27 protein-coding genes and 2 tRNA genes are annotated in these 20,194 nt (G+C 53.7%); 24 read left to right on the top strand and 5 right to left on the bottom strand.

What is annotated here, in order from left to right:
• Window positions 1–204: 204 nt before the first annotated feature.
• From H5T67_08750 to H5T67_08775, 6 genes are all read left to right on the top strand, one after another.
• Window positions 205–609 carry an Rrf2 family transcriptional regulator gene (locus tag H5T67_08750; GenBank protein ID MBC7245404.1) on the top strand — a complete coding sequence of 135 codons (405 nt, stop codon included), beginning with the start codon at window positions 205–207 and terminating at the stop codon, window positions 607–609.
• A gap of 38 nt (window positions 610–647) precedes the next feature.
• On the top strand, window positions 648–1,844 hold the full coding sequence (nifS, locus tag H5T67_08755; GenBank protein ID MBC7245405.1) for a cysteine desulfurase NifS: 1,197 nt from the start codon (window positions 648–650) through the stop codon (window positions 1,842–1,844).
• Window positions 1,841–2,944, top strand: a complete 1,104-nt coding sequence (gene mnmA / locus H5T67_08760; protein ID MBC7245406.1) for a tRNA 2-thiouridine(34) synthase MnmA — start codon at window positions 1,841–1,843, stop codon at window positions 2,942–2,944. Before nifS ends, mnmA begins: the two co-directional genes overlap by 4 nt.
• Window positions 2,945–2,948: 4 nt before the next feature.
• Window positions 2,949–3,203: a hypothetical protein gene (locus H5T67_08765; protein MBC7245407.1), complete on the top strand. Its 255-nt coding sequence runs from the start codon at window positions 2,949–2,951 to the stop codon at window positions 3,201–3,203.
• Window positions 3,204–3,229: 26 nt separating this feature from the next.
• Entirely contained in the window at window positions 3,230–3,532 is a 303-nt protein-coding gene (locus tag H5T67_08770) for a hypothetical protein (GenBank protein ID MBC7245408.1), read from the top strand.
• Between the two features lie 72 nt (window positions 3,533–3,604).
• On the top strand, window positions 3,605–3,907 hold the full coding sequence (locus H5T67_08775) for a YtxH domain-containing protein (GenBank protein MBC7245409.1): 303 nt from the start codon (window positions 3,605–3,607) through the stop codon (window positions 3,905–3,907).
• A gap of 200 nt (window positions 3,908–4,107) precedes the next feature.
• Here the strand turns inward: H5T67_08775 and H5T67_08780 are convergent, their stop codons facing one another.
• The 5 genes from H5T67_08780 to trxB all read right to left on the bottom strand — a co-directional run bounded on the left by H5T67_08780 (window position 4,108) and on the right by trxB (window position 7,327).
• Complete coding sequence (locus H5T67_08780) at window positions 4,108–4,572, bottom strand: MaoC family dehydratase N-terminal domain-containing protein (protein MBC7245410.1); 465 nt, start codon at window positions 4,570–4,572, stop codon at window positions 4,108–4,110.
• 30 nt (window positions 4,573–4,602) lie between these two features.
• On the bottom strand, window positions 4,603–5,208 hold the full coding sequence (locus tag H5T67_08785) for an ATP-binding protein (protein MBC7245411.1): 606 nt from the start codon (window positions 5,206–5,208) through the stop codon (window positions 4,603–4,605).
• Window positions 5,209–5,250: 42 nt separating this feature from the next.
• Window positions 5,251–6,039, bottom strand: coding sequence for an alpha/beta fold hydrolase (locus H5T67_08790; protein ID MBC7245412.1), 789 nt, complete (start codon window positions 6,037–6,039; stop codon window positions 5,251–5,253).
• A 93-nt stretch (window positions 6,040–6,132) separates the two neighbouring features.
• On the bottom strand, window positions 6,133–6,339 hold the full coding sequence (locus H5T67_08795; protein MBC7245413.1) for a DUF1858 domain-containing protein: 207 nt from the start codon (window positions 6,337–6,339) through the stop codon (window positions 6,133–6,135).
• Window positions 6,340–6,385: 46 nt separating this feature from the next.
• The gene (gene trxB, locus H5T67_08800; protein ID MBC7245414.1) at window positions 6,386–7,327 is read right to left on the bottom strand and encodes a thioredoxin-disulfide reductase; all 942 of its coding nucleotides are present in this window, start codon (window positions 7,325–7,327) and stop codon (window positions 6,386–6,388) included.
• Between the two features lie 203 nt (window positions 7,328–7,530).
• Here trxB and H5T67_08805 point away from each other — a divergent pair, with 203 nt between their 5' ends.
• From H5T67_08805 to H5T67_08890, 18 genes are all read left to right on the top strand, one after another.
• A complete protein-coding gene (locus tag H5T67_08805; protein MBC7245415.1) occupies window positions 7,531–8,262 on the top strand; it encodes a class I SAM-dependent methyltransferase in 732 nt (243 codons plus the stop codon).
• 66 nt (window positions 8,263–8,328) lie between these two features.
• Window positions 8,329–9,582 (top strand): beta-ketoacyl-ACP synthase II, encoded by a 1,254-nt coding sequence (fabF, locus tag H5T67_08810; GenBank protein MBC7245416.1) that lies wholly within the window; start codon window positions 8,329–8,331, stop codon window positions 9,580–9,582.
• 100 nt (window positions 9,583–9,682) lie between these two features.
• Window positions 9,683–9,895, top strand: a complete 213-nt coding sequence (locus H5T67_08815; GenBank protein ID MBC7245417.1) for a hypothetical protein — start codon at window positions 9,683–9,685, stop codon at window positions 9,893–9,895.
• A 36-nt stretch (window positions 9,896–9,931) separates the two neighbouring features.
• Window positions 9,932–10,666, top strand: coding sequence for a bifunctional metallophosphatase/5'-nucleotidase (locus H5T67_08820; protein ID MBC7245418.1), 735 nt, complete (start codon window positions 9,932–9,934; stop codon window positions 10,664–10,666).
• 41 nt (window positions 10,667–10,707) lie between these two features.
• The gene (locus tag H5T67_08825) at window positions 10,708–11,634 is read left to right on the top strand and encodes an NAD-dependent epimerase/dehydratase family protein (GenBank protein ID MBC7245419.1); all 927 of its coding nucleotides are present in this window, start codon (window positions 10,708–10,710) and stop codon (window positions 11,632–11,634) included.
• Between the two features lie 90 nt (window positions 11,635–11,724).
• A tRNA-Arg gene (locus tag H5T67_08830) sits at window positions 11,725–11,797 on the top strand.
• A 69-nt stretch (window positions 11,798–11,866) separates the two neighbouring features.
• Window positions 11,867–12,793, top strand: a complete 927-nt coding sequence (locus H5T67_08835) for a tyrosine-type recombinase/integrase (GenBank protein MBC7245420.1) — start codon at window positions 11,867–11,869, stop codon at window positions 12,791–12,793.
• 16 nt (window positions 12,794–12,809) lie between these two features.
• Window positions 12,810–13,115 carry a hypothetical protein gene (locus tag H5T67_08840; protein ID MBC7245421.1) on the top strand — a complete coding sequence of 102 codons (306 nt, stop codon included), beginning with the start codon at window positions 12,810–12,812 and terminating at the stop codon, window positions 13,113–13,115.
• 168 nt (window positions 13,116–13,283) lie between these two features.
• On the top strand, window positions 13,284–13,922 hold the full coding sequence (locus H5T67_08845; GenBank protein ID MBC7245422.1) for a hypothetical protein: 639 nt from the start codon (window positions 13,284–13,286) through the stop codon (window positions 13,920–13,922).
• Between the two features lie 90 nt (window positions 13,923–14,012).
• Window positions 14,013–14,273 carry a hypothetical protein gene (locus H5T67_08850; protein ID MBC7245423.1) on the top strand — a complete coding sequence of 87 codons (261 nt, stop codon included), beginning with the start codon at window positions 14,013–14,015 and terminating at the stop codon, window positions 14,271–14,273.
• The gene (locus tag H5T67_08855; GenBank protein ID MBC7245424.1) at window positions 14,270–14,467 is read left to right on the top strand and encodes a hypothetical protein; all 198 of its coding nucleotides are present in this window, start codon (window positions 14,270–14,272) and stop codon (window positions 14,465–14,467) included. The genes H5T67_08850 and H5T67_08855 overlap by 4 nt, the downstream gene beginning before the upstream one ends.
• Before the next feature lie 40 nt (window positions 14,468–14,507).
• Window positions 14,508–15,416 (top strand): AAA family ATPase, encoded by a 909-nt coding sequence (locus H5T67_08860; protein MBC7245425.1) that lies wholly within the window; start codon window positions 14,508–14,510, stop codon window positions 15,414–15,416.
• A gap of 329 nt (window positions 15,417–15,745) precedes the next feature.
• Complete coding sequence (locus tag H5T67_08865; GenBank protein ID MBC7245426.1) at window positions 15,746–15,952, top strand: hypothetical protein; 207 nt, start codon at window positions 15,746–15,748, stop codon at window positions 15,950–15,952.
• A gap of 100 nt (window positions 15,953–16,052) precedes the next feature.
• Window positions 16,053–16,226 (top strand): hypothetical protein, encoded by a 174-nt coding sequence (locus tag H5T67_08870; protein MBC7245427.1) that lies wholly within the window; start codon window positions 16,053–16,055, stop codon window positions 16,224–16,226.
• A 193-nt stretch (window positions 16,227–16,419) separates the two neighbouring features.
• Window positions 16,420–16,608, top strand: coding sequence for a helix-turn-helix domain-containing protein (locus tag H5T67_08875; GenBank protein ID MBC7245428.1), 189 nt, complete (start codon window positions 16,420–16,422; stop codon window positions 16,606–16,608).
• Between the two features lie 120 nt (window positions 16,609–16,728).
• The gene (locus H5T67_08880; GenBank protein ID MBC7245429.1) at window positions 16,729–16,938 is read left to right on the top strand and encodes a hypothetical protein; all 210 of its coding nucleotides are present in this window, start codon (window positions 16,729–16,731) and stop codon (window positions 16,936–16,938) included.
• Window positions 16,939–17,053: 115 nt separating this feature from the next.
• Window positions 17,054–17,126, top strand: a tRNA-Arg gene (locus H5T67_08885).
• Between the two features lie 388 nt (window positions 17,127–17,514).
• The gene (locus H5T67_08890; protein ID MBC7245430.1) at window positions 17,515–20,193 is read left to right on the top strand and encodes a valine--tRNA ligase; all 2,679 of its coding nucleotides are present in this window, start codon (window positions 17,515–17,517) and stop codon (window positions 20,191–20,193) included.
• Window position 20,194 lies beyond the last annotated feature (1 nt).

A 20,194-nucleotide genomic window follows, 5' to 3' on the forward strand; every position in this document is an offset into this window, starting at 1 on the left:
CTGGCCAGTCTCTTTGAAACGTGGAAAGCACGTGGGCTCAATCCCCTTACGCAGTGCTTCAGTATGCTTGCTCAAGGCCCTTAACCTCGAAGCTGAAATTTCTTACCTCAAATCTGAACAGTTACATGCACACGTGGGTTTGACAAAAAGCCCTGAAAGCCTTATAATAATTCCGCCTTTTTACTAGGAATTACAAGGGCGCACATGAAGTTTTCGGCAAAAGAGCAGTACGGACTGCGTGCTATGGTGGAGTTTGCGCGACGCTATGGCGAAGGCCCTATTCCACTGCATACTGTAGCCCAGGCGCAAGCGATCTCGCTTGCCTATCTTGAGCACGTCGTGGTACCATTACGCGAAGCGGGGTTGCTACAGAGCGCACGAGGGGCTTATGGTGGATATCAGTTGGCCCGTGCTCCTCAAACGATCACCATAGGCGAGGTGATTCGCGCCCTCGAAGGGGCTGTTGTATCTTTGGATTGTGTAAGCGATGCTTCGGATGCACCATGTGTGCGCGGGCAGGGCACTTGTGCTGCGCGCAAAGTATGGGAAAAGGTGCATCAAAAGCTCGCAGAAGCGCTGGATGCAACAACTCTTTCTGACCTTTGCTGATGGAATTATCTAGATACAATTGTGAAGGAGCGAAAAAAATGCAACGACCAGCGAAGCTCGTGTATATGGATCATGCCGCAACGACAGCAGTGGACCCCCGTGTGGTAGAGGCAATGTTGCCCTATTTCACCGATAAATATGGCAATGCATCCAGCGTCCATGCGGCAGGACGCGAAGCGCGTGTGGCTATGGAAAACGCACGCCGCACAGTAGCCGATATCCTAGGTGCTGATCCCGAGGAGATTATTTTCACCAGTTGCGGCACGGAGAGTGACAACCTGGCTATTCGCGGTGTGGCTTTTGCCAACCGTAATAGAGGTAACCACATTATCACCTCATCTATCGAGCACCATGCCGTTGGGCATACCTGTGAGCAATTGGAAAAAGAATTCGGCTTTGAGGTTACCTATCTGCCTGTTGATCAGTATGGCCGCGTTGATCCGGATAACGTTGGTCGCGCCATCACGGACAAGACAATCTTAATCACCATCATGTACGCGAACAACGAAGTTGGCACTATCCAGCCCATAGCAGAAATCGGCAAGATTGCCCAGGCCAGAGGCATTCCCTTTCACACTGATGCGGTCCAGGCTGGTGGAACGCTGGATTTGAATGTAGACAAGTTGAATGTTGACCTCCTCTCCCTATCGGCGCACAAATTCTATGGCCCAAAGGGAGTTGGCGTGCTCTATCAACGTCGGCTTACGCCTTTGCTGCCCATGCAAACCGGGGGAGGACACGAACGAGGGCGCCGAGCTGGGACAGAGAACATTCCTTATATTGTGGGCTTGGCCACCGCATTGAAACTAGCCCACGAACATCGCGAGCAAAATAACCGGCGCATTGCTGACTTGCGGGATCACTTAATCAAGGGCGTGCTCAACAGGATACCCGATGCCTATCTTACTGGTCATCCTACGGATCGTCTCTCCAACAATGCGAGTTTTGTCTTTCGTGGCATTGAAGGCGAATCTATCTTGCTTCACCTGGACATGATGGGCGTTGCCGCCAGCAGTGGGTCAGCCTGTACCTCGGGTTCGACGGAACCATCGCACGTACTGATGGCATTGGGGTTGCCAGTGGAGCTTTGTCACGGCAGTCTGCGCTTGACATTGGGCAATGAGAACACTGACGAAGATATTGACTACGTATTGTCAATCTTGCCTGAGATCGTGAATAACCTGCGTGCCCTGTCCCCTTTTTATGAAGCAGTGCCAGCAAAGGGACGCCAATGAAGAATACCAAGCCACTGCGCATCGCCGTAGCGCTCAGCGGGGGGGTGGATAGCTCAACCGCAGCCGCTCTCCTGGTACGGCAAGGCCATCAAGTCATCGGCGTGATGATGCGCCTGTGGGCCACGAAGCACTGGGGTGAAATGCCAGAGAACCGCTGCTGCTCCCCTTCTGCTGTAGCAGATGCACAACGAGTCTGTTCCCTGCTGGGCATCCCCTTCTATCTGCTAGACCTGGAAGAGGAATTCAAGGCAGAAGTCGTTGACTACTTCTGCGATAATTATGCCCTAGGCCGCACCCCCAACCCTTGCCTGGCCTGTAACCGTCAAATCAAATTCAAAGCATTGCTCCATCGGATTATTGGGCTGTTAAGCGCCGAGTACCTGGCAACAGGCCATTACGCACGCATTCGTTTGTACGATGGCCAGTATCAATTGCTCAAGGGAGTAGATAAAGAGAAAGACCAATCCTATGTGCTGTATATGCTGGGGCAGGCTGAGCTAGCGCGTGTATTGTTTCCACTGGGCGATTACACCAAGAAACAGGTACGTGCCATGGCGGCTCAGTACAAACTTCCTACGGCGGACAGGGCGGAAAGCCAAGACGCATGTTTTGTATCCGATGGGGATTATCGCACTTTTGTTGCTGAGCAACGTCCTCAAACGATGCGCCCCGGGCCCATTCTGGATCTACAAGGGCGTGTGCTTGGCGAACACCGCGGCATTGCATTCTACACGATAGGTCAGCGGCAAGGGCTAGGCATCGCTGCTGCTCATCCGCTCTACGTTGTGGAGATTGACAGCGTTCGCAACGCATTGATCGTGGGACCAAAACGAGCACTGTTCCGCCGGGAACTCCTAGCTGAGCAGGTCCATTTCGTCGCCGAGAAGCCACCGCCCGAACCTATCCCGATTACCGCAAAAATTCGATACAAAGCTGAGGAGGCCTCTGCATTGTTGATTCCAATGCCTGCGCAGCAGGCTAGAGTAGTCTTTGACCAACCCCAACCCGCTATCACTCCCGGTCAGGGAGTTGTTTTCTATCAAGATGAAATCGTGCTCGGTGGTGGAATGATTGCTTCCGCTGGGCCACTGGAGGTGTAGTCCCATGTCCTTTTCGCCCTTATTTGTCCTTTCTGCAGTGATTGCAACGCTCTACGCCACCGTCTTTTACTTTCTCTGGGGAAGCTCGCTAAAGGAACTGCTCCTCTATTGGCTAGCCGCGCTGCTTGGTTTTGGCACGGGCCAGGCTCTTGCTGCGGCTTTCTCCTGGTGTGATATCTTGATCGGTGAGCTCCATTTGTTGCCTGCATCTGCCGTCTGTTGGTTATTTATGGCTCTTGCCAGGCGTTTGAAGTTGTGATATAATCAAACAAAAAGGAGCGGAATGTGACACCACTCGAGGTTGTGCGCGATCTTGCGATCGTTATCTTGGCGCTTGAGTCCATTGTCATTGGCATAGTGCTCACTTTATTGCTCTGGCAGGTGCGCAGTCTAACCCGTCTCCTGCAGCAGGAGATAAAGCCAATGCTCGATTCCATGCGCGAGACAATCGGCACAGTAAAGGGTACCACTTCTATAGTCAGCGAAACCATTGTCTCGCCTGCGGTGAAAATAGGTGGATTCGCTGCGGGAGTGCGACGGACACTGGAAGTTCTGCTGTCGTTCAAGAGGTCGCGTGAGGACAAGTGAGTCTCCGTAAATGTCCCACGTAAGGGGTCATTTTTGAACATGAAAGGATTATAATCAAGGAGGGATATGCATATGAGTAGTGAGAGCAGAGGAGTAGATTTCTTGGCTGGCGTGATTATTGGCAGTCTGCTTGGGGCTGCCGTAGGGGCTGCGGTCGCTCTCTTGCTGGCTCCTCAGCCAGGTGAGGAAACTCGGGCCCAGCTCCGTCAGAAGGGCATCGAGTTGAAGGAGCGCATGGTTGAGCTTTCCGAGGAAGCCCGCAAGAAGACGGAAGAGGCCATCGAAGAGGGCAAGAAAGCCGCAGCCAGGGAGAAGGAAGAACTGGAAAAACGGCTGGAGAAGATGAAAAAGGAAAGCGGACAAGCAGAAGCCTGATCTTGCGCTACCTACGCCCTAGAGAGCGTTAGGCTTAGTGCAAGTACGCTAATCGCAGCAGAAGGGGGTTATGTGCTGAATAACCCCTTTTCTTTGTTGGACAGCTCATTGATTGTCTTGAAAATCCATAAGTTCAGGACAAGGCTTGTTCCCATACTAGTGGAAACTTCGAAAAGAGGAACGAGCAAGGAAAGCGAGGGCTATACCCTGCTTTTCATCAAGACTGTCCAGCGTCCTTCTTGTACTACCTCTTCGCTTTGATTCAATACGGCTACATCGAGGATAACTATTCCACCCTTGAGTTGCTTAACCTCTTTTTTCTGTGCCACTGTAGCGCACACGTGGATTGTATCCCCAGCAAAGATTGGACGTTTGAACTTCCACTCTAGCCCCATAAAAGCCTGTGCAGTACCTTCCAGGAAACCCAGACGTCCTGCCAAGCCAGAAGCGACAGCCAGACCTAATAGTCCATGGGCAACGGGCTTGCCGAATAGGCTCTTCTTAGCGTACTCGATATCGCTGTGCAGTTGATTGAAATCACCCGATAAGCCGCAAAAAGCCACGATATCGGCCTCGGTGACCGTGCGGCCAGGGGATACCATGCTATCACCGACTTCAAATTCCTCAAAATAGAGGCCTTGTGCGCGATATTCTTTTGGACTCATTGGGCTCCTTTCTATATGCTCAGTTGTTCGTCATTCGATTGGACTGCGGCAGCGCCGGATTGCCCTCACGATTTTCCGTATTGCTTCCTCGATATCCTGACTTGTGTCTATGCATAGATGGGGACGATAGATTTTCTGCTCACGCTGCGACATACGCCGATAGACACGCCAATCCGCATCGGAGATGCTGTCCCCCTTGGTTTTGCGCTGTTCTAAACGCTCCTTGATGACTGATTCTGGAGCGACTGTGCGCACAATCAGTAGGTGAGCACCACTGCGCTCAGCCAGGCTGTAAAGAAACTCTCGCTGAAATTCAACCAAATTCGTGGCATCGAAAATGACACGCACCCCCTTCTTCAATAGGCGGCGGATCAGCTCCTGACACGTGCGGTGTACAAGAGCACTCTCCTGCGCGGTATAGGTCGGTTTCGGAAACAGCGCCTTCCGCACGCGATCGGATTCGATCACGATGGCCGGCAGCTCCTGGGCGAGGCGCTCGCTGAGATAGGATTTGCCCGAGCCAGGCAATCCCGACATCAAAATCAGCACCGGATAGGCAGTTGTTTCCATATCCGATGGCAGGAGCAGTGTTTCAACCTTAGCTACTGCTTCCGAGAAGTTAAAGGGCGCCGTCATCAACTCACCATGACAAACGACCGCTCTAGCAGTCAGCGCTCACTAGAGCGGAGCTGTATACTCTGACTGCCAATTTGCCAAAGCAGATGTAATGGCCGTGGCTACCTGGTTTGGCTTTTCCAGCATTACCATGTGCCCAGCTCCCTCGATCAGCCTCAGTTCGGCACCAGCGATGCGCTCGGCGAGGAAAGTCGAATACTTTGGGGGTGTCAGTCTGTCCTCGCTGCCACAGATAACCAGAGTAGGGCAGCGTATCTCATACAGTTGGTCCATCACATCAAATGCATTGCATGCGACAAAGTCATCATGCAAGACCTTTGGTGCGACTCGTAGCATCTGACGTTGTCCCTGCTGCACCAGTTCCTTGGGAGCATTGGGAGAGTATGCATACTCACAGATCAAAGTGATGGTGCGTTCGAAATCGTGTAGCGTTCCTTCCAGAATAGCAGGCAGCACGCGCAGTCGCGCTCCAGTGCCAACAAGGACAAGGCCAGCAACGCGTTGAGGGTGGCACAGCGCCGTCATCATTGCTGTGGCACCGCCCATGGAATGCCCGACCACGACCGCTCTGGCAAGATCCAATGCATCCATGAAGCCAGCGAGCACATCAGCGTAATCGGTTATGGACGAGCGTCCAATCCCATCAGAGCGCCCATGACCGGGCAAATCCAAGGCATAGACATGGGCGCCCTGCAGGTTACGGATAGCATACCCCCAATGTAGGTGATTGCCCCCTGCCCCGTGCACCAGTAGTAGACGCGGAGCCTCGCGCTCCACAGCACGGTGATAAGTGTAGAAAAGCCTCTCTCCACCAACGATGGTGTAGGGCATTCATGCCTCCGATGATTTAGTAGATTCCGCTGAAAGCCAGATTATGCTCTCTGTGTTTTGTTCTCTGCTCTTCTTCGCGCCAAGCGCAATACATCAAGACTTGGCTGGCTGGGATATCGCATCGTTCAGATCTCTGATCAGTGCATCCACGTCAATCCCATGTGCTTTGGCACCCTGCTCGATGTTCTCGAACCGCGCCACCGCACATCCCAAACACCCTAACCCGTGCTGCAAAAATACCACGATCGTCTCTGGATACTTCTCCACTGCTTCGCCAATAGACATGTCCTTGGTAATCATGAATTTCCTTTCTTTGTTAAAAATGCTACATTGACTCGAAATTATCCTACCACTGCCGTTCTGGGTAAGCACGACCTTCCATCTCGGCGATGAACTTCTCGGCTTCCATGGCGGCAATGGCACCACTGCCAACAGCCGTGGCCACTTGTTTCAAAACCTGTTCCTGCACATCCCCCGCCGCAAACACGCCCGGTACACTCGTGTGCATGCGGCGATCTGTAACGATATAACCGTGCTCATCCAAGTCGAGTTGTCCCCTGAATAATTGCGTGTTGGGCACATTGCCGATGTACGTAAACACCCCGTCTGCCACAAGGACCGATTCCTCGCCCGTCCTGACATTTTTCACACGCACACCGGTCACGTGATCTGTGCCTAATATCTCCGTAACCACTGAATCCCACCTGATTTCGATCTTGCTATTCTGAAAAGCTCGTTCCTGCACGATCTTTTGTGCCCGCAGTTGGTTGCGGCGGTGGACAATGTACACCTTGGAAGCAAAGCGCGTCAGGTAGATGGCTTCTTCCACAGCGGAATCACCCCCTCCAACCACCACAACCGTCTTATCCTTGTAGAAGAAACCATCGCAGGTTGCGCAATAGGAAACGCCACGCCCTTTGAACTTGTCCTCACCTGGCACGCCCAATAAACGCGGAGAGACACCAGTGGCAACAATCAATGTGTTTGCCTCGTATGTGGCGCTGGAGGCTTTGATGATGAAAGGATGCTGGCGCAAATTTACTTCCATCACCTCATCCATCTCCACCCGCGCGCCAAAGCGTTGTGCTTGTTGCTGCATCAATTGCATCAATTCCGTGCCACCTATGCCACTAGGAAAGCCAGGATAATTCTCGATCTCGCTTGTGGTGGCAGCCTGCCCACCGAGCATGGAGCCCGTGAGCACTAAGGGTGAGAGCTGAGAACGACCCGCATAGATAGCCGCAGTCAGACCTGCTGGCCCTGAACCTATGATCACTATCTGTTCCATAGCAAAGCTCTTGCCTCCAGAATGGGTATTTAATCTATTTTACCCAAATTGGCTGCAATTACCAAACATCGGCTGCATGCTCTTTTTCTGCAGAGAAGAGCCATCAAAGATGCAGAACGAATGAATCACGGTCTTTTGGCTTTTGACCGATACTAGATAAGATATACTGCGTGTCAAGCACACTCGGGCAAAGGAACAGCGGTATGAGCAACGAACAAGAATTAAAGGCGATTTCCTTGGGACACCCCAGTTATGTCTGGCGCTTCGGACAAGACCGCCGGCTGGATTTGATCCAACGTTATGCAGGGCTACACGGGAAACGCATTTTGGATGTGGGATGCGGCCTGGGAACCTACATGAAAAAATTGCTCGCCTTTAGCAAAGAGGTATATGGTGTGGACATAGATCCAGAAAAGGTCGCACAGGCACAGCAACAACTGGAACATATTTACCTAGCGCCAGCCGAGGAGCTGCCCTTTCCCGATGCCTATTTCGATGTTGTCCTCCTGCACGAAGTCCTCGAACATGTTACGGATGACCGCCAGGCCGTGCGCGAAGCCTATCGCGTAACAAAAGTGAGCGGACGCATCGTCATCTTTGCACCCAATCGTTTGTATCCGTTTGAGACGCACGGGGTTTACTGGCGTGGCGGGTATCACTTTGGCAATATCCCACTGGTAAATTATTTGCCCCTCTGCTTGCGCAATCGGCTCTGCCCACATGTCCGAACCTATACTGTGCGCAGTCTAAAGCGGCTATTCGTGGGATTGCCCCACCATATTGTCGTGCATACCCAAATCTACCCAGGTTACGACAACATAGCCTACCACCATCCTGCTCTGGCCAAGGCGCTGCGGAAAGCAACCTATGCTTTGGAGAGCACCCCAGCACGCATCTTTGGGCTGTCGCATTTGCTCGTTGTGTCAAAGGCATGACGCATTGTATCCGTTCTGAAGTTGTGGTGTTATAACAATAAATTAACTTACAGGAGCTAGATGACCATGAAAGTGGAACCAAACAGGGTAGTTGTCACAGGGATGGGCGCTATTACGCCTGTAGGCATCGGCGTAGAGGAAACGTGGAGCGCATTACTGGCGGGACGCTCAGGCATAAGGCGCATCACACGCTTCGATGTGAGCAATTTCCCCACCCAATTCGCAGGTGAACTGCCAAATTTTGACCCCAGGGATTTCATGGACTTTCGCGAGGCCAAACGCGCCGGCCGCTTTACGCAACTTGCCGTGGTCGCCACACAGCAAGCGATCCAGAATGCCGCCCTTGATTTATCCAAGGAAGACGCAACCCGCATTGGCGTAGAAATCGGCACAGCCATTGGAGGGATAGATCTCATCGAGGAGCAGAGCATCATCCTCCAACAGAAGGGACCGGGGCGCATTAATCCCACACTTGTCCCCGTGGTCATAGCGAATGCAGCACCTTGTCACATTGCGATCTCACTGGGCATCAAGGGTCCAACCAGTTGTCCTGTTGCTGCCTGCGCCACGGGCACAGTAGCCCTTGGCGAAGCCCTGCGCAAACTGCAACGAGGGGACGTGGAGGTTATGATTGCGGGAGGTACCGAAGCAGCTAACAGCCCCTTAGCATTGGCCGCTTTTAGCCGTCTGGGCGCATTGTCCACACGCAATGCGGATCCAGAAAAAGCTTGTCGTCCCTTCGATGCGCAACGCGATGGCACGGTGATGGGCGAGGGCGCAGCCGTGTTGGTGATGGAAACGCTGGAGCACGCAAAGCGACGAGGCGCACCTATCCTGGCTGAAGTGCTAGGGTACGGCTTTACCGAAGATGCCTACCACCTCGCCGCCCCTGATCCAACGGGAGATGGTGCAGCCAGAGCCATGTCCCTTGCTCTGGCCGATGCGGGCGTTGCTCCTGATGAAGTGGACTACATTGTGCCTCACGGCACCGCCACACCGCTGAACGATATCTCTGAGACCAGAGCCTGTAAAATCGTCTTTGGCGAACAGGCATACCACATTCCCATCAGTTCCAACAAATCCATGATCGGACACTTGCTGGGAGCAGCAGGCGCTATTTCCACTGTGATTGCCATCTTGGCGATCCGCGACGGTGTCGTTCCACCAACGATCAACTTGGATTACCCCGATCCCGAATGCGACCTAGACTATGTGCCCAACCAGGCCCGTCGCATCCGGGTGGACACCGCTATCGCCAATGCCTTCGGCTTTGGCGGCCAGAACGCCACCATCGTCGTCCGTCGAGCAGACATCACGTAGAGCACTGGCCTTTTCGGCTAGCGTTGACTTTTGCCCCATGATAGGCTATACTTGTGCCTGGTCTTATCACACTCACATTGCAGGAACCAAGAGGGTAAGGATGAGCAGGAATTGGATGCCGTTGAGATTGTTTCTGGCTTTGCTGCCAGTAGCAATAGCCTTGCTCGTGAGTACATGTAGTGCACCGACGCCCACTCCCACACCACAACCAACTGCTACACCCAGGCCAACACCAACTCCTACGCCACGACCGCTTGACCTGGTGGTCCTGCATACGAACGATGTGCTGGGTTATACTGAACCTTGTGGCTGAAGGCCACCGAAAGGAGGACTGGCTCGGCGAGCCAGTGTGATCAAAGCGACGCGCCAGCAATCAGCAAACACGCTGCTGCTGGATGCAGGCAACTCGATTTGGGGTGTGCAGCCTTTAACAGCGCAAAGCCAAGGCAAGGTGATCATTGATGGCATGAACCTGATGGGGTACAATGCCATGGCCATTGGCGATTTAGATTTGCAACTGGGACCCGATGTCCTACGCCAACGCATAGCCGAGGCAAAATTTCCCATCCTTTCGGCCAATGTACTGCTTGCCAGCGAGAACAAACTGCTGGCCCAGCCCTATGTCTTGCTGCAAATGGGAGGCCATCAGGTGGGCATCATCGGATTGACCTGGGATGCTGCGGACTTGTCGTTGCCCCAAATCCAAGGGAAATTCATTCTACTGAAAGCAGAGGACGTGCTGGCTCGGTATGTGGCTGAGTTGGCGAAACAGGCTGATATCATCATTGTGCTATCCAACATGGGCTACGACGAAGATGTGCAACTTTCCTCATTAGTGCCGGGCATTGACCTCATCGTGGGTGGGCGCTCACGCATCCCCATGCCCCAGAGCTGGCGCAATAACCAGACGGGTACCCTAGTTGTTCAAGCAGGCTCGCAGGGAGAGTGGATTGGTCGCCGCACGCTGCATTTGGATAGCAAAGGTGTAGTCACCAACTATGCTGATGAATTAATCTACCTGACAGATGACTTTGCCGATGACCCAGAGATGCGTGCATTTCTAGACAATTATCAAGCGCAGTAACGTCTGTTGAATTCCTATATCTCGACATAGAAGGGGAGGATATGAAATTTCTCGTCACTGGTGGAGCTGGTTTCATTGGTTCAGCCCTGGTCAACCGTTTGGTCGAACAAGGACATCATGTGCGTGTGCTGGACGATCTGAGCGCCGGTGACCGCAACCGCTTGGATCCGCGCGCGGTCTTTACGCGGGGGGATATACGGGACATCCCCAAACTGTGGACCCTATTGAAGGGCGTGGATTGCGTTTATCACTTGGCTGCTCGTGTCTCCGTACCGGAATCTATCCTCTATCCGGTGGAGTACAACGAAGTCAACGTCGGAGGCACCGTGAGCCTGATGACCGCCGTGCGCGACGCACGGGTGAAGCGGGTGGTGTTCACCTCTTCGGGCGCTGCCTATGGGGAGCAAGCAGAACAGCCTGTCCGCGAGACGGCAACCTTGAGGCCACAAAGCCCCTATGCGGTGAGCAAAATGGCTGCCGAGGGATACGTCCTGGCGCTTGGTGCGCTGTGGGGCATCGAGACGGTGATCCTGCGTGTCTTCAATGCCTATGGGCCGGGTCAGACCATCCCACCTACTCATGCACCTGTTATCCCCAAATTCCTGAAACAAATTCTCACTGGTGGCTCGCTGGTCATCTACAGCGATGGCAAGCAGAGCAGGGATTTCGTTTACGTCAGCGATGTGGTGGATGCTTTGATTGCTGCAGCAAAAGCCAGCAACATCGATCGGATGGTGATCAATGTCGGCAGTGGCCAGGAAGTGACGATCAATGCCTTAGTGCGTGCCATCGAGCGCGTGACCGGTCGCACGGCCCATTGCCTGTATAACGAGGCAGAGAGTGGGGGCGTCAGCCGATTGGTAGCAGATGTGGCTCTGGCTCGCGAGAAACTGGATTTCCGCCCGAAAGTGGATTTGGAGACGGGATTGAAGCGCATTCTCAAGGAGGATGAGCAGTTTCGCTCATAAAATGTAAGATGTAAAACGTAAGGCTTTGAAGCCCGCGCCCAGGATGCAGCATTTTTCCTCTTGTGGCGCTTTTTGTTATAATAGCATTGCGCCCCTGTAGCTCAGTGGACAGAGCAGCTGCCTTCTAAGCAGTCGGTCGGGCGTTCGAATCGCCCCAGGGGTGCTAGATAGCAGATGTAGTAGTCTGCTGACAAGCCCCTACTACCTATTGTGGTGGTGGGGGTTTTGTCTTATGGCAGAGTTGAAAAGAGACCAACTGCTTTCTGTTCTGCGCCAAACTGAACTAGCCCAGGACATCACCGCTTTTGTCGTGGACAGGCAGGCACGTGGACTAAGCCCCAGGACGTGTGAGTACTACAGCAAAGAGCTACGCCATTTACAAGCCTACCTCGAAGGGCGGGGGGTGCGGCGGGTACGGGACGTCACGGCTGACCACATCCGCCAATATCTGCTGCACCTGTCCCAGAGGGGACGCAATGCCGGCGGTTGCCATTGTGCCTATCGGGTAGCCAAGACTTTCCTGCGTTGGGCCTGGGCTGAGTACGGGCTTGCCCCGCCTTGCCCAATTGCCAAAGTCACTGCCCCACGAGTGCCTCAGCAGCAATTAGACCCTGTGCCTTTGTCCAACCTCAAAGCGATGCTGGCAACCTGCGAACGGCACACGTTCCACGGCGACCGTGACCGAGCCATTTTGCTTTGCCTGCTGGACACGGGTGCGAGGGCATCCGAGTTTCTAGCCCTCGATGTGCGTGATGTCAACCTGAGCACGGGAGCAGTCATCATCCGTCATGGCAAGGGCGGCAAGTTCAGGACCGCCTTCGTGGGGGCAAAGGCCAGGCGTGAACTGGTGCGCTATCTCAGGCATAGGAGCGATAGCGGCGCATTGTGGGTGACAATCGAGGGCAAGCGCCTTACGTATGCTGGCCTGCGCCAGGTTGTGCGGCGTCGGGCATTGGCAGCGGGCGTGCCTGTGCCTTCGCTGCATTCATTCAGGCGGGCCTTTGCGCTGGCCTGCCTGCGTGGTGGCATGGACGTTTACAGCCTGCAAAAGCTGATGGGCCACGCCGATTTGACAGTATTGAGGCGCTACCTGCAACAGAGCGAGGCCGATTTGCAGGCGGCACACGCCAAGAGCGGGCCAGTGGACAATCTGTTATAGAAAGGAGGTGAGAAAGGTGAACGCTGAGGCATTACTGGAACGCTACGGGGGCAAGGCACGACAGGTGCTAGAGAACGTCCGACCCATTGCCGAGAGCTACATTGACGCTTGTCTAGTTCTGGACTTGGACGCTGAGGATGCCGAAGATGCCATTCTAGCCCTGGCCGAGATGGAAGGCTGTCTATCCTGCCAGCACAGCCGAGCGCCCAGGAACGCCGAGGAAGCAGCACGCCAAAAAGGCTATTTGCCCGTGCAGATACGTAGCTGCGCCCTCGGCCTGTCGCAGGATGGATGCACAGCCCGCAAGCCGATAATCCCGTAGCAATTCGACCCGCTGCCCTGGCCTATCGCTGCCAGGGCACTAGGGTGCTTTGACGATTTTTGTGCTAAAATGATGATTGAGCGGGCAGCGTCCGACGGGACGCTTTGGGGCCAGTCTGCCCATACCAGGCTGGCCCACCGCTATCACAGTATGGGGGTGAAGCGGAAGATGGAAAACGACATTCGAATTCCCGACTGGGCAGAAATCAAACGTATCCTTAAAAACCCGCAGGAGCGGTTTGTATGCATCGAACAAGACCTGGAGACTCCTGAAGGCACAAAACGACATCAGGCTTCCTTTCGGGCCCAAGAGGAAGTGTATAAGGTTTTGAAGTCAGAGATAGCCGGCGAGGTCTATATCCGAGTATGCAGGGCAGGCGTACCTAAGAAAGCAATCGAGCTGATACTGGAGCGGCCTTCCGGGGTGATTCCCGGACATTTAGCAGACTTCCTATTTGACCTGATGCGGCGGGTATCCTACCTCATTCTCCTAGAGGCGGTCAGGGCATATGGCGCAGAGCGGCGGCAACTGCGGCGAGATGCGGCAAGGCAAATTCCCCTAGATGCTACAACTGGTGAGGGTGAAGTGCCGCTGCACGAGGTCATAGCCGACCAAAGGGCTTGGACTAAACCTACCACCGACCTAGAGAGCCTCTTCGATGTCCTCACCGAACGGGAAGGCCAAGTGATAGTACTGCTAGCCCAGGGGTATGCGCAAGGAGAAATTGCTGACATCCTGGAAATATCCCCAGGGCGGGTCAGTCAAATAATGCGCCAGGTGCAGATTAAATGTAAAATTGAGCCTTGAATTCACAAAATGCCCTAAACTTTCTGCCCTCCTCGTGTCCTTATAAGTAGAGGCACGAGGATTTTTTTTAAAAAAGAGGAGGAGGGAGAAATGGATTTTGAAACAGTCGTCACTTACGTCTCAGCAAGCGGGCGTCGCCTGCCTCTGATTGCCGCTCGGGGACTGCAGGCAGCATTGCCCGTCGTGCGAGAGGCATTGAATCAGCACTTGAGGCTGGCGCTCAGTTGCGAGGACCCCCTCGAATCTGAGTATATCGTTGGCGTGATGGAGCGAGCTCAGCGAATCACCGAGGAGGCGGCGGAACTGGCCAAAAAACAAGATACAACAAGATTGTCAGGAGGTGCGATATGACTAAGACAATGCCCGCCGGCGGGCACGGCGGGCAAGGTGCAGGAGGCAGCCCTCATCCGACGGGCGGCCTGTACCCTGGCGCCAGTGGGTGTATGCCGAGCAGGTCATACAACTCGACACAGCAAGCGGCCAGCAGCTTCCGCTTTTCGGGGGTGCCCTATGACCAACTTACCTTTTACAATTTACACATCTGATACAATTTTAAATTCACAATGGTCAGAGCCAACCTGGATTGTGCCACAGCTGATTCCGACAGGCTTGACCCTTTTGGCTGGTAGGCCCAAGAGCGGCAAATCTTGGTTGGGATTGCAAATCGCTCGGGCAGTCGGCGCAGGGGAGGAAATCTTGGGGCAGCCGGTCGAGAGGCGGCGGGTCCTGTACCTGGCGCTGGAAGACAACGCCCGGCGGCTGAAGGAGCGTATGGAGCGGCAGGGCTGGCCTGCCGGCCTAGATGTGGACTTTTTGCTTGCCAGCGATTTCCGCAAGCAGGTGGGAAGCCTTGCCCTCAAGGGCAAGTACGCCACAGCCGGCGCACAGCGATTGGCCAAATATATTGAGGCAATGGCGTACAGACTTATTGTAACGGACACGTTGAGCCGGGCAGGCCTGGGCGACCAATTGGCGCACGATGAAATGGTCACCGCCTTGGAGCCCTTACAGGAATTAGCGCTCTCACTTGACTGCGCCTTTATTTTTCTAGACCACCACCACAAGGCCGTTGGCGACACGCCTGATGCGGTATCACACGTCTTGGGCTCCACAGCCAAGGGCGCACTTGCCGATACCTTGCTTGCCCTCTACCGCAAACCAGGGGAGGTAGAGGCAAAACTATGTGCCACAGGCCGAGACATTCGAGATATTGCTTTGCAGTTATGCTTTGATGACATGACTGGTTGCTGGCGTTTACTGGGCAAAGCGACGACTATCGAGCTTACGGAACGGCGGCAAGAAATCCTGGATGTCCTGGCAACTTTAGGCACCGCTACACTGAGCGACATCGCCAAATCCATCGGCCAGGATAAGAGCAATACCAGCAAACGGTTGGCTGACTTGGTTGCTGCCGGCCTGGTGCGGCGAACCAGTCATCTTGGCATTGTGGCTTACGAGCTAGGGGACGCATTTGACGAAGCTATGGCAAGTTGACAATTTATATATGCTTATATAGTTACCATACTTACCATAGCTACCACGGCTACCATAGTTACCATAGCTACCACAGCGTGGTAGCTGTGGTAGGTGTGGTAGGCACTTATGTAGGGAACCGAGATGAGCCACTATCTAGGTAGGTTGCCTAGTAGACATTTTATACAGGCTTATATAGCTACAATACCTACAACACCTACAATGGCTACAACAGCTACAACAGCTACAACGGCGTTGTAGGTGTTGTAAGCGTTGTAGGTCATTCTGAAGCCATGATTAATCGAGGTATAAAGGCTAAAATGCATAATCATATAAAAAAGCTGGTATGGATGGTTGAAACTGGGCAATTGCCCATGATGGTAGGGGTGCACGATGTGGACGTTTACCACGATGACTGGTGTGCTATCTTTCGTGGGGGATGGTGTAACTGCGACCCGTGGATACGAGTACATGAGGGAACTGAAGCGGAGGCAGGTTGCTTAGATGGGTACAGGCACATCGAGAGCAAGTTGCCAAAAGTGGAAAAAACCGAGTGAGGTTTTAGGCGGTATAAGTTACTGAGACGGTGAACAAATGTTCTAGGCAAAATTACGGCAAAATTACGGGTTTTAACGAATGGGTAGACGGAGGGCGGAAATGAGCCAATCAGTGGCGGACTTTAGCATTGATTGGGATAAGTGGCTTGAGGACTTTGAGCATTTGGCCAAAGAAATGGAGGACTACTGGAGCTATGTGGCCACCCACGGGATTATAACGTGGGAGGACTTTGCACAAATTGACGAGTGGCTAGCACGGGATTTGACATTTTGAACCTTTTGTGCTATAGTTTGCGTAGCAGAACATAGTGGGAAAGGGCACTATATAACATAATGTCCATAGTGCGAAGTTTGAAAACAAAATTCAAAAAAACCGCTACCGATTCGTTGATTTACGCAGTTTACGAATTTATAGCGAGGTGCAAACCGAAAACGAAACTGCTGCGCAAATTTTTGTGAGGTGAAAGTTGACAATAGAGCCTGACAAAGTCTATCGCTTGCCTGAACTAGCAGAAATACTAGGCCTGCACGTGATTACCTTGCGCCGTTTGGCGCAGCAGAGGAAGCTGCCTGTCTTCAGGGTAGGCCGGCAATACTTCGTGCGTGGCATTGACCTTTTAGAATCCAAACGTGATGATAAAAGCCCTGCGATGTAGGCACATCCAGGGCACGGCGTCGGTGGTATCGGCACCGAGCGCAGGGAAATTATAACACAAGGCCCTGTCGGTGCAAATACCGGCGGGGCTTTTCATTTGACAGGAAAAGAGGTGAACGGGATGGACTCAGAATCGAAATCGCTTGAGAACTGGTTGCGGCGTCGTGCAAAGCGATTAGGACTCGCATTGCACAAATCACGTCGTTCACTCAGCATAGACAATCTGGGGGGCTACCAAATCATTGACTCACACAACCGGATTGTAGCAGGCGAAAAGTTTAACCTCGAACTGAATGATGTGGCTGCCTTCCTGGATGACTACGAAGCATAGTAGTTCGCTTTTTGATTGCCGAAATAGAGCAACTGCTTTGGCATAAACGATTGGTCAACTTAACAACACAAACCACAAAAGGTAGTAGTTACCGACTGCGACAGCACTACAGGTAGCCCCTGTAGCTCAGTGGACAGAGCAGCTGCCTTCTAAGCAGTCGGTCGGGCGTTCGAATCGCCCCAGGGGTGCTAGATAAAGTTTGACACCATGCACAAACTGTGCTATGATAGCAGCGAAAGACCGTGAGCAGGAGGAGTAGGCGAAGTTCGTCTGGTAGAGAAGGGCGGCCACTGGTTGAAAGCCGCCCGCAGACAGAGCCGCCAAAGGTCGCCTGGGAGTTGGTCAGCCGAACAGGGTCGGGGAAAACCAGGTTTGGGCAAAAATCTGGTTTCTGGGCCAAGCGGGTCCGCAGTAGGTTGACACGGGTAAGCCCGTTATCGCTTTGAGTGGCGAGTCGTGAGCAAGTGCACGTGCACTCGTAGCAAGGTGGTACCGCGCGAGGGAGAACCCCTTTCGTCCTTGAGGATGAAAGGGGTTATTCGTTTCTACAGAGGATCTTATCTGGAACAGAAAGGAATGACTATGGCCAAGCGAGAGATGTCGAAAACGTACAATCACCGCAGCGTGGAGCAACGCATCTATGCCTGGTGGGAAGAGAAGAGGTATTTCACGCCCAAGATTGATTACAGCAAAAAGCCCTTTGTCATCTCCATGCCACCGCCCAACGTGACCGGCGAATTGCACCTGGGTCATGCCATCACTGCTGCTTTGCAGGATCTGATGATCCGCTACCATCGCATGAAGGGGGAACCTACCCTCTGGGTGCCTGGCGAAGACCACGCCAGCATCGCCGCACAGTATGTGGTGGAAAAGGAGATTGCCAAGGAGGGCTTGACGCGCGAGGGTCTGGGCAGGGAGAAATTCCTGGAGCGTATCTGGGATTGGATGCATCGCTATCGCCACGTCATTGCCCAGCAGCACCGTCGCCTGGGCACTTCATGCGACTGGACACGCGAGCGCTTTACCATGGACGAGGGCCTCGTGCGTGCTGTGCGCGAAGCCTTCGTGCGACTGTTCAACAAGGGGCTGATATACCGCGGCAACTATCTGGTGAACTGGTGCCCCCGTTGCGGCACGGCTCTTTCTGACTTAGAAGTGGAGCACGAGGAGGAAGAGAGCAAACTGTATTATGTACGCTACCCGCTGGAATCCGTTCCAGGAGAGTACATCACTGTAGCCACGACCCGCCCGGAAACCATCCTGGGCGATGCAGCTGTGGCTGTGCATCCGCGTGACCAGCGCTATCAAGCGCTTGTGGGATGCATAGCCATCCTGCCGGCACTGCATCGGCACATCCCGATTATTGCCGACGAGAGCGTGGACCCCGAGTTTGGCACGGGCGCAGTGAAAGTGACGCCGGGGCACGACCCAACAGATTATGAAATAGGGCAACGGCACAACCTGCCCATCATTAACATCATGAACGACGATGCCACGCTGAACGAGAACGCTGGCCCATACGCTGGACAGGATCGTTATAAAGCCCGTCAGAACCTGGTAGCAGACCTGGAGAAGGAGGGATTGCTGGTCAAAATCGAGCCTTACGTGCACGCGCTGGGGCATTGCCAGCGTTGTCATACCGTGATCGAGCCACGCGTATCTCTGCAGTGGTTCGTCAAGATCAAGCCACTTGCGGAGCCAGCCATTGCGGTAGTGCGTGATGGGCGCATCCGCTTCGTACCGGAACGTTTTGCCAAGGTATATTTCAACTGGATGGAGAACATCCGCGATTGGTGCATCTCACGACAACTGTGGTGGGGGCATCGCATCCCCGTGTGGTATTGCGATGATTGCGGACACATGAGCGCAAGCGCTGAAGAGACATTGGCCGCTTGCCAGAAATGCGGTAGCCGCAACATCCACCAGGATCCCGACATCCTGGACACCTGGTTCTCGTCCGGGCTATGGCCCTTCTCGACTCTGGGCTGGCCCGATGACACGGAAGACCTGCGCTACTTCTATCCCACCGACGTGATGGAGACCGCTTACGATATCCTCTTCTTCTGGGTAGCGCGCATGATCATGTTGGGTCTGGAAATGACCGGCCAGATCCCCTTCCACACCGTGTACCTACATGGTCTGATCCGCGATGAATATGGCCAGAAGATGAGCAAGTCCAAAGGGAATGTGGTGGATCCATTGGTGGTCATCAAGGATTACGGCGCGGATGCACTGCGCTTTGCCTTATTGACGGGCAGCACACCCGGCAATGACATGAAACTCTCCATGCAAAAAGTGGAAGCGGCACGCAATTTTGCCAACAAGTTATGGAACGCAGCGCGCTTTGTACTCGGGAACTTGGATGAAGAGTACAGCGTACAAGATACAGAGCGCCTGGCCACCTTATGGAAAGAGCAGCCAACAGCATTGAGCCTGCCGGAGCGCTGGATCTTGAGCCGTCACAATCGGCTGATTTTGGATGTGACACGCTTGATTGACCAGTACCAGTTCGGCGAGGCGGGACGTCAAATCTACGAGTTCCTGTGGGGTGAATTCTGCGATTGGTATATCGAGATTGCAAAAGTGCCTCTCTATGGTGATGATAAGACTGCTGCACAGCGAACACAGGCTATCCTGGTGTACGTGCTGGAACGTACTTTGCGCTTGCTGCACCCCTTTATGCCCTTTATTACGGAAGAAATCTGGCAGTATCTGCCTCATGAAGGCGAGGCGTTGATTATCGCGCCCTGGCCCGAGCCCGATCCTTTGGATGAAGCAGCTGAAGCAGAGATGACGCCCATCATGGAAATGGTACGCGCCATCCGCAACGCACGCGCTGAGTACGAAGTGGAGCCTACAAAGGCGATCGCAGCCACCATTGTGGCAGGTCAGAAGCACGATATGCTCATGTCTCAGAAAGATATCCTTATCCGCCTGGCACGTATAGATGCCAACCAACTATATATTGAACAGAAATTGATGGAAAAGCCACCTAAGGCGCTGGCGTTGGTGGTAGGCGACTATGAAGTCTTTCTGCCGCTGGCCGGCCTTGTGGATATTGAGCGCGAGCGAGCACGGCTGGCCAGCGAGTTAGAGCAAATGCAGAAAGAAATCGACCGCGCGGAGAAACTGCTGTCCAATCCCAATTTCCTGTCCAAGGCGCCTGCAGAGGTGGTCGGTAAGGAACGAGCCAAACTGGAGGACTATCGCCAACGGTATGCCAAGGTGCAGGACCGACTGAGGACTCTGGAGTAGG

Source organism: Chloroflexota bacterium, assembly GCA_014360905.1.
Taxonomy (GTDB): Bacteria; Chloroflexota; Anaerolineae; order UBA2200; family UBA2200; genus JACIWX01.